Annotated in this window: 14 protein-coding genes and 1 pseudogene; 4 read left to right on the forward strand and 11 right to left on the reverse strand. The window is 68.6% G+C overall.

The genetic code is table 11. The features are described from left to right. Nucleotides 1-401: 401 nt before the first annotated feature. Nucleotides 402-584, forward strand: a complete 183-nt coding sequence (locus ACFRAH_RS17835) for a hypothetical protein (protein WP_377992233.1) — start codon at nucleotides 402-404, stop codon at nucleotides 582-584. A 75-nt stretch (nucleotides 585-659) separates the two neighbouring features. Here the strand turns inward: ACFRAH_RS17835 and ACFRAH_RS17840 are convergent, their stop codons facing one another. The 11 genes and pseudogenes from ACFRAH_RS17840 to ACFRAH_RS17890 all read right to left on the reverse strand — a co-directional run bounded on the left by ACFRAH_RS17840 (nucleotide 660) and on the right by ACFRAH_RS17890 (nucleotide 11,401). After that, nucleotides 660-1,157: an SRPBCC domain-containing protein gene (locus tag ACFRAH_RS17840; RefSeq protein ID WP_377992234.1), complete on the reverse strand. Its 498-nt coding sequence runs from the start codon at nucleotides 1,155-1,157 to the stop codon at nucleotides 660-662. Nucleotides 1,158-1,170: 13 nt separating this feature from the next. Next, on the reverse strand, nucleotides 1,171-1,524 hold the full coding sequence (locus tag ACFRAH_RS17845) for an ArsR/SmtB family transcription factor (RefSeq protein ID WP_377992235.1): 354 nt from the start codon (nucleotides 1,522-1,524) through the stop codon (nucleotides 1,171-1,173). Nucleotides 1,525-1,557: 33 nt separating this feature from the next. Next, nucleotides 1,558-3,360, reverse strand: a complete 1,803-nt coding sequence (locus ACFRAH_RS17850; protein ID WP_377992236.1) for an FAD-dependent oxidoreductase — start codon at nucleotides 3,358-3,360, stop codon at nucleotides 1,558-1,560. A gap of 21 nt (nucleotides 3,361-3,381) precedes the next feature. Then, nucleotides 3,382-3,564: a hypothetical protein gene (locus ACFRAH_RS17855; protein WP_377992267.1), complete on the reverse strand. Its 183-nt coding sequence runs from the start codon at nucleotides 3,562-3,564 to the stop codon at nucleotides 3,382-3,384. A 122-nt stretch (nucleotides 3,565-3,686) separates the two neighbouring features. Continuing rightward, a pseudogene (locus ACFRAH_RS17860) lies at nucleotides 3,687-4,106 on the reverse strand (aldo/keto reductase); the annotation flags it as partial. Continuing rightward, nucleotides 4,103-4,942, reverse strand: coding sequence for a sugar phosphate isomerase/epimerase family protein (locus ACFRAH_RS17865; protein ID WP_377992237.1), 840 nt, complete (start codon nucleotides 4,940-4,942; stop codon nucleotides 4,103-4,105). The gene ACFRAH_RS17865 and the pseudogene ACFRAH_RS17860, both read right to left, overlap by 4 nt. Then, complete coding sequence (locus tag ACFRAH_RS17870) at nucleotides 4,939-6,990, reverse strand: FAD-dependent oxidoreductase (RefSeq protein WP_377992238.1); 2,052 nt, start codon at nucleotides 6,988-6,990, stop codon at nucleotides 4,939-4,941. The genes ACFRAH_RS17865 and ACFRAH_RS17870 overlap by 4 nt, the downstream gene beginning before the upstream one ends. Before the next feature lie 3 nt (nucleotides 6,991-6,993). Next, complete coding sequence (locus tag ACFRAH_RS17875; protein WP_377992239.1) at nucleotides 6,994-8,157, reverse strand: Gfo/Idh/MocA family protein; 1,164 nt, start codon at nucleotides 8,155-8,157, stop codon at nucleotides 6,994-6,996. Nucleotides 8,158-8,234: 77 nt separating this feature from the next. After that, on the reverse strand, nucleotides 8,235-9,620 hold the full coding sequence (locus ACFRAH_RS17880) for an MFS transporter (RefSeq protein ID WP_377992240.1): 1,386 nt from the start codon (nucleotides 9,618-9,620) through the stop codon (nucleotides 8,235-8,237). 198 nt (nucleotides 9,621-9,818) lie between these two features. After that, the gene (locus tag ACFRAH_RS17885; RefSeq protein ID WP_377992241.1) at nucleotides 9,819-10,616 is read right to left on the reverse strand and encodes an IclR family transcriptional regulator; all 798 of its coding nucleotides are present in this window, start codon (nucleotides 10,614-10,616) and stop codon (nucleotides 9,819-9,821) included. Continuing rightward, a complete protein-coding gene (locus tag ACFRAH_RS17890; protein WP_377992242.1) occupies nucleotides 10,616-11,401 on the reverse strand; it encodes an IclR family transcriptional regulator C-terminal domain-containing protein in 786 nt (261 codons plus the stop codon). Before ACFRAH_RS17890 ends, ACFRAH_RS17885 begins: the two co-directional genes overlap by 1 nt. 207 nt (nucleotides 11,402-11,608) lie before the next feature. On the opposite strand from ACFRAH_RS17890, the gene ACFRAH_RS17895 reads away from it, so the two are divergent. The 3 genes from ACFRAH_RS17895 to ACFRAH_RS17905 all read left to right on the forward strand — a co-directional run bounded on the left by ACFRAH_RS17895 (nucleotide 11,609) and on the right by ACFRAH_RS17905 (nucleotide 14,478). Continuing rightward, nucleotides 11,609-12,937 carry an MFS transporter gene (locus tag ACFRAH_RS17895; protein WP_377992243.1) on the forward strand — a complete coding sequence of 443 codons (1,329 nt, stop codon included), beginning with the start codon at nucleotides 11,609-11,611 and terminating at the stop codon, nucleotides 12,935-12,937. 178 nt (nucleotides 12,938-13,115) lie between these two features. Next, entirely contained in the window at nucleotides 13,116-14,012 is an 897-nt protein-coding gene (locus ACFRAH_RS17900) for a LysR family transcriptional regulator (RefSeq protein ID WP_377992244.1), read from the forward strand. A 157-nt stretch (nucleotides 14,013-14,169) separates the two neighbouring features. Beyond that, nucleotides 14,170-14,478, forward strand: a complete 309-nt coding sequence (locus ACFRAH_RS17905; protein WP_377992245.1) for a YciI family protein — start codon at nucleotides 14,170-14,172, stop codon at nucleotides 14,476-14,478. Nucleotides 14,479-14,487 lie beyond the last annotated feature (9 nt).

The raw sequence follows: 14,487 nt of genomic DNA on the forward strand, positions 1-14,487 counted from the left end.
GCGCCGCCCCGCGGCCGGGGTGGGGGCGGGCGGTGCTCGCGGCGGCCGTCCGCGGGGGTCCGCGCGCTGTGGGTGGTGGGGGGGGGGGGGGGGGGGCCCCCCCCCCCCCCCCCCCCACAACTGTACGTTCGCGCTTCACCGGTGTGTGGCTAACCTCACCCGCCATTTGCGGTCAAATCGGTTGAAAAGCCCTCCCGCGCATGTGCATCATAGAGTGAAGCCCGGTAGGAATACGCTTTCCAGAACCGGGTTTAGAAGTTCAAACACAACAAAATCCTGGTGGACGCAATGAGGCCAAACCGGTGAGCTCGTCGAGCTGCCTTAGGCCTCCGAGCGTTCCTGGGCCGTCCTGTTCCGCGGCATCGCATAGGCGCCTTGCCCAGACACGAAAGCACTGAGAAATGACCTTTGACAACGCTGAATCAATGACGATCAAGATCTGGGACCGTTCCGCAGTGGACCACACGCTGGAATCGCTCGTGCACGATTTTTCGAGCCGGGCCAACGCCCACAAGAATGACGTCGCCGTCCACATGACCGGGCCGAACACCTTCACGCTCAGCCTGAACACGGCTGCGCTCTAACCAAGACAAACTGAAGAGGACGACGGCGGGAACCTCCCGCCGTCGTCTTCTTGCGTTTTTGTACGGTGAATGCCGCTAGGCGTGCGAGTGCTCCGCGAGGAGGGCGTCGATCTGTCCGGCAGCCTCCCGCATGCCTTCCTCCATGCCCATCTCCATCATCGTGTTCATCTGCTCCGCGGACTCGAACACGGACTGGACCGTCATCCCGGTGCGCCCGCCGATGTCCTCGAGCGTGACGGTGACGTGGGCGGCGCCCATGGCCTCCACCGGAGCGCCATTGTCGTCGGCGAACCCTTCGTCGAATTCGAGGCGGATGGGTGCCTGGATGTCCGTGATTCGCCACCAGCCACTGGCCTTCTCACCTTCCGGGCCGGTCATGTAATAGGACGCCTCCCCGCCGGGGGTGAATTCGTACTGGCTGAACGTCGCCGGATACGTGGGCGGGCCCCACCAGCGCTCGAGCTGGCGCGGGTCTTCCCAGATCTGCCAGACGCGCTTCACATCGGCGTCGAACTCCGCCACGAGCGTGAACCTGAGCGCCTCGGGGTTCTTGGTGGAACTGATAACCGTCATTGCCGGACCCTTCCTATTCTTCAGTGCGGATGCCCGCTTCTTCAGTGAGGATGTCTGCGATCCGGGCGACGCGCTGCCGCCAGATCGCCTCGTACCCGTCAAGCAGGCGGCGGGCTTTCTCCAGGCCGTCGTGGTTGCCCCGCACGATCTGCTCCCTTCCGCGCTTCTCCTTGGTGACCAGGGACGCGCGCTCCAACACCGCCACATGCTTCTGGACGGCGGCAAAGCTCATGGCGTAGAGGGCCGCCAGGCCGGTCACCGAGTACTCGCCCACCGTCACCCGGCGCATGATGTCCCGCCGGGTGGTGTCCGCGAACGCCTGGAAGAGGCGGTCGAGTTCGGCATCGCTAAGCTGATCTACAACCATTTGGTTGTAGGATATTGCTGCTGGGAGGTCGTGTCAATGGGTCTGCAGAGCTTCCGAGGCGCCCGCCCCGGCGCCGCTCGTCTTCGCCGGCAAGGTCCCGTCATCCTCGTACTCCACCGCGCCGGCCAGGTCGCGTCCGGCAACATATCCGAACGCCAGCGCCGGGCCGAGGTTGATGCCGCCGGCCGGATAGTGCCCGCCCATCACGCTGGCCTGGTCGTTGCCGGCGACGTACAGCCCCGGTACCGGCAGGCCGCCGTCGTCCAGGGCGCGGGAGCGGCCGTCCACGTCCAGGCCGGCGAACGTGCCAAAGCTGCCGGGGACCACGCGCACGGCGTAGAACGGGCCTTTCCCGATGGGACCGAGCGACGGGTTCGGGTGCACTGTGGCGTCGCCGCCGTAGCGGTTGAACGGCGTCGAGCCGCGGCCAAAGTCCGGATCCTCGCCAAGGGCAGCGTGGCGGTTGAACCGCTCCACCGTCTCCCTCAACCCGGCGGGGTCGATGCCGCACTTCGCGGCCAGTTCCTCGAGCGTGCGGCCCTTCCTGAGGTAGCCGGAGCGCAGGTACGGGAAGAGCGGCACGGGCAGCGGCTTGGCCATGCCCAGCGGGAACCGGCGCACGAAGCGGGAATCGGCGATCTGCCAGGCCTCCGCCTGCTCCCCCGCCGGCGTGGCCTCAAGGAGCGCCGCCACGTAGTCGTAATACCCGTTGGCCTCGTTGACGAACCGCTTCCCGGTGCGCAGGACGCCGATGCTGCCGGGCTTGGCGCGGTCCATGATGTGCGGGAACGTACCGGTCCGGCCGCTGCGGTACGGCACCAGCGATACCGGGCACCACGCGGCGGCGGACTTCACGTCGGTCCGGAAACGCACACCAACGGACAGGCCCAGGCTGATGCCGTCGCCGCTCGCTTCGGCGGGCGCCAGCGTCCAGTGTTCACGTCCGGTGGGCGCGTGCGGGAACAGTTCCTTCCGGCGCTGCACATCGTGGGGGAAGCCGCCGGCGGCCAGGACCACCCCGCGTGCGGCATTGATCCGCAGCTCCCCGTCGGGAGTTCCGACGACGGCGCCCGTCACCTTGCCGTCGCCGCCGGTCAGCAGGCGGCGGGCCGGGGTGGAGACGCGGATGTCGACGCCGAACCGGTCCGCCGACTGCAGCAGCCGTCCGGCCAGGGCAGTGCCGTTGACCAGCTGCATGTTGCGCCGGTGCGTCAGCAGGTCCAGGACGTGCAGGCCAAAGCGCCAGCCGGCGTGGAGAAGCCCGCGCGGGTTGCCCCGGGACGCGGACAGGAACCTGCCCAGGTCCTGCCCGGCCATGATGCCCATTCCCAGGAACGAGGTTTCGTACAGCTGGTGCCGCAGCTTGGCCCGCAGCTCCGGGCGGATCCGCCGGGCGTTCAGGGGCTTGGGGCCCACGGAGCGGTGCCCGGTTCCGGCGCAGGGAAGCCCGCCGTAGACGTCGTTGATCCTGGCTCCGGGGACGAACTGCAACGATGTCTTCTGGTGAAAGAAGCCCACCATGTGCGGCACGGCTTCCAGGAACGCGTCCACCCGGTCCGACTGGTAGTCGGATCCCAGCACGCCGCGCAGGTAGGTGCGGAAGGATTCCGTGTCCTCGACGACGCCGGCGGCCTTCGCCAGCGGGTTGCCCGGCGCCCAGGCCCAGCCTCCCGACCATGCCGTGGCGCCGCCGCACACGTCAGCCTTTTCCACCACCACGACCTTCAGCCCGTGGTACGCGGCGGTCACGGCGGCGGCCAGTCCGCCCGCGCCGGAGCCCACCACCAGCACGTCGCAGTCCAGCGAGGGAGTCAATTCATCAGTCCGGGAAGTCATCTTTTTGCTCCAGTGGTTCTTTCAGTGTCCGAATTCGTCTGAGTCCAGCCGCGGCGGTGCGCCAGTGTCCAGGGCATCGATGGCGGCCATTTCCGCCCCCGTAAGGGCAAAGCCGAAGACGTCGAGGTTTTCGCGCTGCCGCCGGTCGTCGGCGGACTTGGGGATAGCCACCCGGCCGGACTGGACCTGCCAGCGGAGCACCACCTGGGCCGGAGTCCTGCCGTGTTCCCGGCCGGGCCGGTGACGGCGGGGTCCGAGAGGAAACTGCCGCTGCGGCCCAGCGGGCTATAGGCGGCGGTGGCGATGCCGTGCTCGGCATGGAAGGCCAGCTGATCCAGCTGCTGGTGCTCGGGATCAATCTGCACCTGGTTGACCGGAGCGTCCAGGCCTGCCGCCTGCAGCTCCCGCAGGTGGGACGGTTTGAAGTTGGAGACGCCCCAGCACCTGATCAGCCCGTCCCCGGCCAGCCGGGTGAGCCCCTCCGCCGCTTCCACAAACCGGCCCTGGGCAGGATTCGGCCAGTGGATCAGGAAGAGGTCAAGGTAGTCGGTGCCGAGCCGGCGTGCTGCCGCTCCGAAGGCCTCGCGCACACCCTCCCTGCTATGCCACCGACTGTTGAATTTGGTGGTGAGGAACAGTTGCCAGGTGCCCAGCCCAATGAGCGGAATGACGACGCCGGGCGCCAGTTCCGCCGTCGTTCCCGGTCCCGCTGTGGTTCCGGTTGCTTCTGCTGCTGTTTCCCTCATGCTGTTGCCGCTTTCTCGGATGTTGACAACTGGGCCAGCGCGGCCTCCCTCAGCCTTCGTGCCCAGCCCAGCTCCCCCAGCCGCGCGACTGTACTCTCCGACGGCACCTCGACACTCACCGGAACATCGGCCGGAAAAACGTCTACCAGGGCGGCAAGGTCAAAGCCGCCTTCACCCGGAACACGGCGTTCCGAGCGCGACTCCGCCACCAGCGCCTCACGGTCGGCCGGACGTCCGACCGGTCCGTCGCACAGCTGCAGCAGCGGCACCAGCTCCAGGTTCGCCTCGAGCTCCCGCCACTGATCCGAGCCCGGGACCGCGCCGAAGCGGTTCAGGTGCAGCGCGTCCGCCACGATGCTGCAGCCCGAGGTGCGGGCCAGGGCAACCGCGGCGGGGATGGAGTTCACCGCCTGGTAGGAGATGGGCTCGAGCGTGGGCACGATTCCATAGTTGCGGCCGTCCTCGGCCATGCGGGCCAGGGTGTCCGAGAGGCGTGCGGTGTCGGGGTCGGACGCGGCCACGGTCAGGGATGCGGCACCGAGGGCCTGCCCGGCTTCCATCATGGCCAGCCACGCGCTGCGCCGGTCGGTGCCGTCCAGCAGCAGGAACTCGATGTCGCGGACGGTGACCCCGGCGTCGGCCATCCGGGCCAGGGTCTCCTTCAGCATCGGCGACCCCGGCTGCAGGTCGTAGGGCCGCTCGGTGGGAGTGACGGCGCGGACGCGGGCACCAATGAAATCGAATCCGGCCTCTGCGGCGATGGCCACCAGCTGCGGCGGTGCGGTGTTGAGGAGGGACAGCTGGGCCAGGCCCAGCGGGCGGCGCGGTGCGTTCATGATGCTGCTCCGTTCATGGTGAGTTCGAGGGGGCTGTCTGCGGGGTCTGCGGCGAGTGCCGCGGCGATCCGCTGCGCGGCGTCGTAGCCGCTTTTCACCGCGTTGGAGGCGATGGCGGGGGTCCGGTCAGCCACTGTCCCGGCGAACACCACCGGCACGCCGGCGGCCCGGGTCAGGTCCGCTTCGCGCTCCTCAACGGGGACGGTCCCGTCCAGCGGGAGCACGGAACGGGACACCAGGAGGCTTCCCGGAGCGTCCAGCCATTCGTCCCCACCAGGACCCGATATCCGGACCCGGCCGCCGTCGTATTCCTCGATCGCGGCACCCAGCCTGATCCGGACCCGCGGATTCTGTTCGAGCCGGGGCACCGCAAGGATCTTGGCCCGCCGCCCGGATTCGGGTGCAAGCACCTCCTGCGGCCCCACCAGCAGCACGGCCGTGCCGCGGTCCGCGAGGGTGTCCGCCAGGCTCATCGCCACGGAGTCGGCGCCCCAGATGGTCACCGCGTCCGGGTAGCCGCTGCCGTTGAGCACTTCCGGATGGACTGCCAGCCAGTCGCGCACATCCATGACGCCGGGCAGATCGGCGCCGGGGAAACCCGCCCCGGGCCGCGTCCCGCCAGTGGCCAGCACGACGGCGTCGGCCCCGGTCTCGCGGGCCGGCGCGGACAGATCGGCAACGTCCACCCGCTGGCCCAGCCGCACCCGGATGCCCAGGCGGTCATTCTCGGCGGCGGACCAGTCGGTGAACCGGTGGAAATCCGGCGTCGACTTCATCCGTTCCGCGAGGGCGAGCTGCCCGCCCTGCCGGTCGCCGTCGTCGAGCACGGTGACCTGCGCACCTGCCACGGCGAGCTCCCGGGCGGCGGTGAGGCCGGCGGGTCCGGCCCCCACCACCGTGACCCGGGCGCCGGGGCGCACGTCCGGCGTCGCAAGCGGAACCCGCGAGCGCCCGACGGCGGGGTTGACGGTGCAGGTGACCTGCCCCTGGCCGAGGGTGTCGATGCAGACGTTGCACGCGATGCAGGGGCGGTATGCCTCGCCGCGGAGCACGCCGCCCACAAAGGCGGGGTCGGCGTGGATGGCCCGGGCCAGGCTGACAAAATCGCAGATGCCGTCGCCCAGGACCTCCTCGATGACGGCCGGCGAGTTCAGCCGCCCGGCCATGCCCAGCGGAAGCCCGAACTGCCGGTACGCCGCGGCATAGTCGCGGAGCAGGCCGGGCTTCCACTCGCCGGGCTGCACGATCCATTCGCCGGCGTCGTAGCTGCCCGCGGACAGGTCGAGGAAGTCCAGCTGGTCCAGGTGGGCCTTGGCGATGATGGCCACCTGGTCCTCCGCGCTGATGCCGTCCGCCGGCCCCTCAAGAACCGAGACCCGGACGCCGATGATGGCGTCCGGCGCGGCCTCTCGGACGGCGTCGATCACCAGGTTCAGGAAGTGCTCTGGCGCGGCAAACTCGTCGGTGCGGTGGTTGGAGATGGGCGACATGAACTGGTGGATCAGGTACCCGTGCGCGCCGTGGATGTTGATCACGTCGAAGCCCGCGGCCACCGCCCGCCGTGCCGCGGCGGCGTAGGAGGCCACGAGCTCATGGCATTCGCCGCTGGTCAGTTCCCGCGGCACCTCCCCGCCGGCCACCGCGCACGGCACCGGCGACGGCGCCACGTTCTTGTGGCCCGACACCGCCGTCTGCGCGGTCCGGCCGCCGTGGTTAAGTTCGACGGCGGCCAGCGCACCTTCCGCGTGCAGCGCGTCAGTGAGCCGGCGGAGCCCGGGAAGCATCTCGTCGGCGTGCAGCCCGAGCTGGTGCGTGCGGCCCTTGCCGTCGGCCCGGACATAGGTGGCTTCTGTCGTGACCAGGCCGAGGCCGGCCCGGGCCCGGGTGACGAGGTAGTCGATGTACTGCTCGGTGATGCGCCCGTCCGGGGTGCCGTAGTTGCGTTCCATCGGGGCGGAGGCGAGCCGGTTGCGGAGGGTCCGCGGCGTGCGGCCGTTCCGGCCCAGGGTGAGCGGGCGGACGGCGTGGCGGGAGTTGTGCTCCGTCATGGCTCAGCCTGCCGCTTCCGCCGGAACGCGGGTGCCGCCTGAAACCTCGACGTCGGCCGGCACCTGGACGCGCACCGGAAACTCGGCGTCAGCGATCCGGACGGGGCGCCCGGTGCGGGAGGATTCGTAGACCGCCAGCAGGATGCGCAGCGACTTCAGGGCATCCTTGCCGGTGATGGCAGGCTCGGTGCCGGCGTCCAGCGCCTGCACGAAGTCGCGGACCTGGCTGGTGTGGTGCGGAATCAGCTGGCCGTTGATGGTGGAGAGGTCCACGTTCGGCTCCACGCCCTCGGGATGGACCGGCTCCACCGTGATCTTTTCCCCCACCGCCCATAGGTCGAGCCGGCCGTCGCTGCCCTCGGGGAACTCCGTGAGCGATGCCGATGCCCCTGTTTCGCCGGTGATCCGGAGCTGGATGCCCAGGTTGGGGGACACCGCCGTCGACGCTTCCAGCGTTGCCATGGCACCGGAGGTGAAGGTGATGACGGCCGTGGCGGAGTCCTCCACCTCGATGTAGTCGCCGTGCCGGTAGGTGTTGACCCTCCCGTAGACCTCCGCCACGTCGCCGAGGTACCACTGCAGCAGGTCGATCTGGTGGATGGCCTGCGTCATGAGCACGCCGCCGCCGTCGTTCTCCCAGGTGCCGCGCCAGGCATCCCGTGAATAGTATTCCGGCGCGCGGTGCAGCATCACAGAGCACTGGGCCATCAGCGGCCGGCCCAGCGTCCCGTCGTCGATGGCCGAGCGGATCCGCTGCGCAGCGGGCCAGAAGCGCCGCTGGAACAGTGCCCCGAACTGCACTCCGGCGTCCTCGCAGGCAGCCACCATCCGCTCGGCCGGCTCCAGCCGGGTGGCGATGGGCTTTTCGCACAGCACATGGGCCCCTGCCGCCGCGGCCCTGAGCACCACGTCCTCATGGGTCGGGTGCGGCGTGCAGACCGACACGATGTCCACGCCCAGCGCCAGGAGCTCATCCACGGTGCTCACCGCAGTCGGCACGTCCCAGGCCCGGGCGGTGGCGCGTGCCCGGTCCAGGTCGATGTCGCACACGCCGACCACCTGGACGTTGTCCAGGGCGGCGAAGGCCTCGAGGTGGTTGCGGGAGATGGCGCCGCAGCCCACGATTCCGGCTCGGTATGTGCGGGGGGCGGTTGCTGACGGGGTCATGGTTCCAACTTTCTTTCTGGGTGGGCGGGTGCCGGGTTACTGGGCCGGGGCCTTGGGGTCAGGCGCGGCCCGGGGTATCAGGCGGACATCCGGCGCTGGCGCGGCAGGCCAAGCTCCTCGAGCGGGGTCCTGTGGGTTTCTCGAGCCGTGGCGATGGCGATCGCGGAGACCGCCAGGCAGGCCACAGTGAAGCCAGCCACGGGGACCCAGCCTCCGGGTCCCGGCTGGGCCAGGAGGGTGGCGATGGCGGGGGCGAAGCCGGTGAGGATCAGGCCCACCTGGCTGCCGATGGCCATCCCGGAGTAGCGGACCGGTGCCGGGAACATCTCGGGGAAGAAGACTGTCCAGACGCCGTTCCAGCAGGAGTAGAAGACGGACATGTTCAGGAACCCGAAGACGAAGATCAGGGCGATGTTGTGCTCGCTGATGGCCCAGAAGTAGCCGAACGAGGTGACGGCGCAGCCGAGGGCGCCCACCAGCAGCACTTTCTTGCGCCCGAACCGGTCCGAGATGATGCCGGCCAGCGGAATGGTGAACATGGACAGGCCGATGGTGACGGCGTTGACCGTAAGCATCAGGGTCCGGTCCAGGCCGATGCCCTTGCCGGTGGCGTAGGCCAGGGCGTACACGGTAAAGGTGGTCTGCATGACGGAGAACAGCATCACCAGGGCCACGCGCAGGACGTCGCGCCACTGCGTTTTGAGCACCGCGGCCGCCGGGATGCCCCTGGGCTTCGTCGTCTCCACGGCCTCTTCGAACACGGGCGGTTCCTCCAGCCGGGTGCGGATCCAGTAGGCGACCAGCAGCACCACGGCGGACAGCCAGAACGGGACCCGCCAGCCCCAGCCCAGCAGCTGCTCCTCGGGGAGGGCGGCGAGCGGGATGAACACCACGGTGGAGAGCACCATGCCGGACGCATAGCCGGTCATCACAAAGCTGGTGAAGAAGCCGCGGCGTCCTTCCGGGGAGTGCTCCATGGTCAGGGTGGAGGCACCTGCGGCCTCGGCTCCGGCGGAGAATCCCTGCGCCAGCCGGCCAGCCAGCAGGAGCGCCGTGGCCCAGTAGCCGATCTGGTCATAGGTGGGCAGGAAGCCGATGCCGATGGAGGCCACGCCCATGATCACCAGCGTGATCATCAGCGCCTGCTTGCGGCCGATTTTGTCGCCGAAGTGGCTCATGATGACGCCGCCCAGCGGCCGGGCCAGGTAGCCGACGCCGAAGGTGGCCATGGCGCCGAGCAGGCCAACCACCGGGTCTCCTCCGGGGAAGAAGATTTTCGGGAACACCAGCGCTGCGGCCGTGCCGTAGATGAAGAAGTCGTAGTACTCCAGCGTGGATCCCAGGAAGGAAGCCAGGGCGGCCTTCCGCGGGGTCTTTGCCGGGAGGCTTTCCGCGGGCTTCAGGAGGGCCTGCTCCAGGACGGCGGTCTCCGCGGCGGGGGTTGGGGGCTGGACGTGTCCCATAGGTTCTCCTCATTGAGTTTCCAGGGCGGCCGCCACCGAAATTGGCGGGGCCGAAAGTGTTGAGCCTGCACCGTGACCGGTGCCAGTCGCTCTGGAGGAAAACACTAGGAGGGAGGAATAGCGCGGCGGCCAAACTTCCCGTTCAACGGGATGCCGCTTCGCGGAGTTGCTACACGGCCAGGCGGCTAAAGCCGCAGGTCAGGCTCCCTGGAGCCAGGGCCGCGTGCCGTACGGACGCCGTTCTGCGCCCATGGTCCGGGAGAGGCCGCGTCCCGCGGCCACCAGTACGGGGAGGACCACTTTGGGGTCCTCATCCGCCGTTGGAATGACGACGGCGATCGCTCCGATCACGCTGTTGCCCTCGCCAAAGACGGGGACGGCGAAGGCGGTGTTCTCCTCCACCAGCACGCCGGCCATGCGCACGTAGCCGCGCTCCCGGATCAGGGCCAGCTGGGCGCGCAGGCGCGCAGGATCGGTCTCCGTGGCGGCCGTGGTTTTTTCGAGCGGGCCTGCCAGGAACCGTTCCTGCACGTCGCGCGGCATGTGCGCCATCATGGCCATCCCGGAGGACGTGTTGTGGATCAGGAGCCTGCCGGCCACGGCGGCGAGGTTGGTGGCGGTGCCGTGCCGGTCCAGCTGTTCCAGGTACAGCACGGTGCCGGAACCGACGTCGGGAATGGAGAGCGAAACCTGTTCCCGGACGGCGGCGTGGACGCCTTCGAGGAACGGAAGGCCCCGCCGTCGGAATTCCTCGAGGGGGTTGCTGCGGGACGCAAGTTCCCACATCTTCATGCCGACGCCGTAGTCACCGGCGTCGCTGCGGTTCAGCAGCCCGCTGTCCACCAGGTCGTTGGCGAGCCGGTGGGCGGTGCTGCTGGACATGCCGGTAGCGCGGACCAGTTCGCTCAGCGACATCCGCGGGCGGCCCTTCGAAAAGGCATCCAGGATCTTCACCACGCGCTGGATGACCGATTCGCCGGAGGGCGAGTTGGCCATCAGGCCCGCCGCAGCCCGGCTGCGCCCCCGCCGTAGTCCAGCCCGATCTGCCGGGCGGCCTCCTGCAGGCGCGGCACCACCGATTTCTCGATGTCCTCGGCCGGCGAACGGTGGGTCTGCAGCGAGACGTTGACGGCCGCCACCACATCATGGCCGCGCCAGACCGGCACGGCCACGCCGCGCAGCCCCTCCTCCAGCTCCTGCGAAACCATGGACCACCCCCTGGCCCTGGCGCGTTCAATTTCCGCCCGCAACTGCTCCAGGCTGGCAACCGAGTGCTCGGTCAGTTTCTGCAGCCGGACGTTTTCGAAGTACGCCTGCTGGCCGTCCTCGGTCAGCCCGCCCAGCAGCACCCGCCCCATCGAGGTTGCCCAGGCCGGGAACCTGGTGCCCACGGTAATGGTGACACTGAGCAGCCGCGGCGAGGGCACACACGCGACATACACGACGTCGGCCCCGTCCAGCACGCAGAGCGAGGTGGTCTCGTTCAGCTCGGCCGCGAGGGTTTTCAGGTGGCGGTCCGCGATGGCCGGAAGCTCGAGGTTGGCCAGGTAGGACCGGCCGATGTCCAGCGTGCGGGCCGTCAGCTCGAAGTGCGTCCCGTCCGCACGCAGGTAGCCCAGGTCAGCCAGTGTGAGGAGGAAGCGGCGGGCAGAAGCCCTGGTCACGTCCGCCGCGGCAGCCACCTGGGACACCGTCAGCCGCGGCGAGTTCGGGGTGAACGCCAGGAGCACATCGAACGCCTTCTCCACCGATTTCACGAAGTAGGCCGGCTGTTCGTCCATGGGCTCCCTGCACCTCAAGCTGCGCTGTTCCTGACCTACCAAGAATACGGGCCGCCGCCGGGCACAGGGCCGGCCAAACAACAACGGATTGTGAGTCACTTCACTCTGCGCTATCCTCTTTCTAGTCGCATATCGCACGCCTGTTCGCGATACGCACAAATTCAAAAAACCCGGACCCCGTCTTTCAGTGCGGAAGGACCCCCTGCAATGACCGATCTCGCCCCCAATGTCAGCGCCGAGGCGAAGCAATACCGGCTCAAGCGCGCCAAAAAGGCCGCCCTCGCCGCCTTCCTCGGCGGTGCGCTGGAGTACTACGACTTCTTCATCTACGCCACGGCCGCCTCCCTGGTCTTCTCCAAGATCTTCTTCCCGGCGGGCGATGCGACCGTCGCCCTCATCGCCTCGTTTGCCACCTTCGGGGTTGCCTACGTGGCGCGCCCCTTCGGCGCCGTCGTCTTCGGCCACCTGGGGGACAAAATCGGCCGCAAGAACACCCTGGTCCTGACCCTGGTGCTCATGGGATCCGCCACCTTCCTGATCGGTGCGCTCCCGGACTTCAGCGCCGCCGGCTACTGGGCACCCGCCCTGCTGGTACTCCTGCGCCTGATGCAGGGCCTGTCCGCCGGCGCCGAAACCGCAGGCGCCTCCGCGCTGTCCACCGAGGAGGCTCCGGAGGGCCGCCGCGGCTTCTTCGCCAGCTTCGCCATGAGCGGCATCTCCGCCGGCATCGTGCTGGCCTCGCTCGCGTTCCTGCCCGTGGCCGCAATGAGCGAAGCCGACCGGCTCGCCTGGGGCTGGCGCATTCCGTTCTGGCTCTCGCTGGTGGTACTCGTGGTCGCCTACCTGGTCCGGCGCTCCCTTGAGGAACCTGAGGTGTTCGAGGAAAAGCACGACCACGGCGAACTGGTAAAGCTCCCGTTCGCCAAGATGTTCAAGACGCACCCGGCGCAGTTCTTCCAGGTTGCCCTGATGTCCTTCGAAACGGTCACCAACACGTTCATGCAGTCCTTCGGCCTCGCCTATGCCGTGTCCGTCGGCGTGCCGGCGTCGACGATGCTGTGGGTCAGCATCGTTGGCAACGTCATCGCCATGGCCTCCCAGCCGCTGATGGCCCACCTTTCCGACCGTTTCGGCCGGCGTCCGGTGTTCATCGCCGGCGTCCTGGGGTCCGGCGTGATGATCTTCGTCTACTTCTCGGTGATCGCCACCGCCAATATCCCCATGATCTTCCTCGCCAGCACCGTGATCACCGCCGGCACGTACTCGATGTCCAACGCGATCTACCCGGCCTGGTTCTCCGAGCTGTTCAACGTCAAGGTCCGGTACTCGGGCATGGCCATCGGCCTGCAGATCGGCATCCTGTGCGCCGGCTTCACCCCGCTGCTGGGCACCGCGCTGGTCGGCGCCGACAAGGCCAACTGGGGTCCCGCCGCCTGGATCGTCGCGGCCTCCTCCCTGCTGGCTGTGGCCGGAGCGTACTGGGCCCGCGAAACCCACAAGACCCCGCTGCGCGAGCTGGGCAACCCGGTCCGCTAACCACCGGGGACTGGAGTTTTTGTCCATTTGTCGCGACTTCAGGGGCTTTTAGCGGCCATTATCTGTACAAAAACTCCACACGAAAGCGCGAACCAGCAGATGGTGCCCCCAGGTTGCTAACTTGGGGGCACCATCCGCGTCTTCGGATTGGCCTTCTTCAAGGCACAGGAGGAACTGCATGGAGCTTCGGCAGATCGAGGCTTTCCTTGCCGTGGCCGAGGAGCTGCACTTCGGCCGCGCGGCGCACCGTCTCCGCATGGCCCAGTCACCGCTGAGCCAGACCATTCGGAAGCTCGAGAAGGAGCTCGGCTCGGAGCTGTTTCAGCGCAGCACCCGTTCGGTGGCGCTGACGACGGCGGGTGTCGCCTTTCTTCCCCATGCCCGCCGGGTCATCGACGAACTTGATCTCGCCCGGCGTTCCGCCGTCACCGCGCCCGGCACGTTTTACGGCCGGCTCAGCATCGGCTTCTCCGGGGCGCTGAACCACCGGACCCTTCCCCCGCTGACCCGGGCGCTCCGCCACCGCTACCCCGCCCTGGACCTGACCCTCACCGGAGGGCTGCTGACCCAGGACGCGCTGCGGCAGCTCCGGAACGGTTCGCTGGACCTGGCCTTCGTCGGGCTTCCGCTGGACGCTGGCGCCCTCTCCACCCGCAGCATCGCCCTGGAGCAGCTGGGCGCCACCGTGCCGGTGGACCACCCTTTGGCGGAGCGGCCGGCGATCGGGCTCGCCGAGCTGTCCGACGACGGTTTTGTCACCATGCGCGCCGCGCAGGGATCCACCCTCCGTGAGGCCATCTTCGCGGCCTGCGCCGCCGCGGGGTTCCGGCCCAAAGTGGCGCAGGAAGTTACCGACCCCTACACCGCACTGTCGCTCGTTGCCGGCGGCGTCGGTGTGAGCCTGATGCCCTCCTCCGTCGCCAGCATCATGCCCGGCGGCACCGTGTTCATTCCGCTGACCGGCAGTGTCCCCCCGCTGGAGTCAGGTCTCGCGTGGAACCCCGCCGACGTCTCCCCGGCCCTGGCGCTTGCCCTGGCCGTCGCAGAGGAAGTCCTCCCCACCCCGGCCGGCTGAGTCCGCGCCGGTTCCGCAGGCACCCAAGCCGGCCTGCCGCCGTCGTGCACTATGTGTTTTCCACACATATTCATTGACCAAATAAGTGTTGGACGCGGCACAATCGCGATGGCCACGATGGAGGAACAACCACCAGCTCAACGATGAGGACACACCCATGGGAACCTTCGCTGTCACCTACGCCTACTCCGCCGCCACGTCCGCCGGCCGGGACGAACACCGCCCCCGCCACGTGGAATTCCTGCAGGCACAGTTCGACGACGGCCGGCTGGTGAAGAGCGGCCCCTTCGGTCCAGGGGAGGATCCCGGCGCGCTGCTGATCATCGAGGCGGATTCGAAGGCCGACGCCGAAGCGCTGATAGACCAGGACCCGTTCTACCGCAACGGCCTCGTGGAGCAGCGCAGCATCCGGCAGTGGAACGTCGTCTTCGGTGCGGACACCCGTGCCGGCGCCGACCGGAACTAGGAGCCCGGC

Origin of the sequence: Arthrobacter sp. NPDC056727, from assembly GCF_042790555.1 — a bacterium.
Taxonomy (GTDB): domain Bacteria; phylum Actinomycetota; class Actinomycetes; order Actinomycetales; family Micrococcaceae; genus Arthrobacter.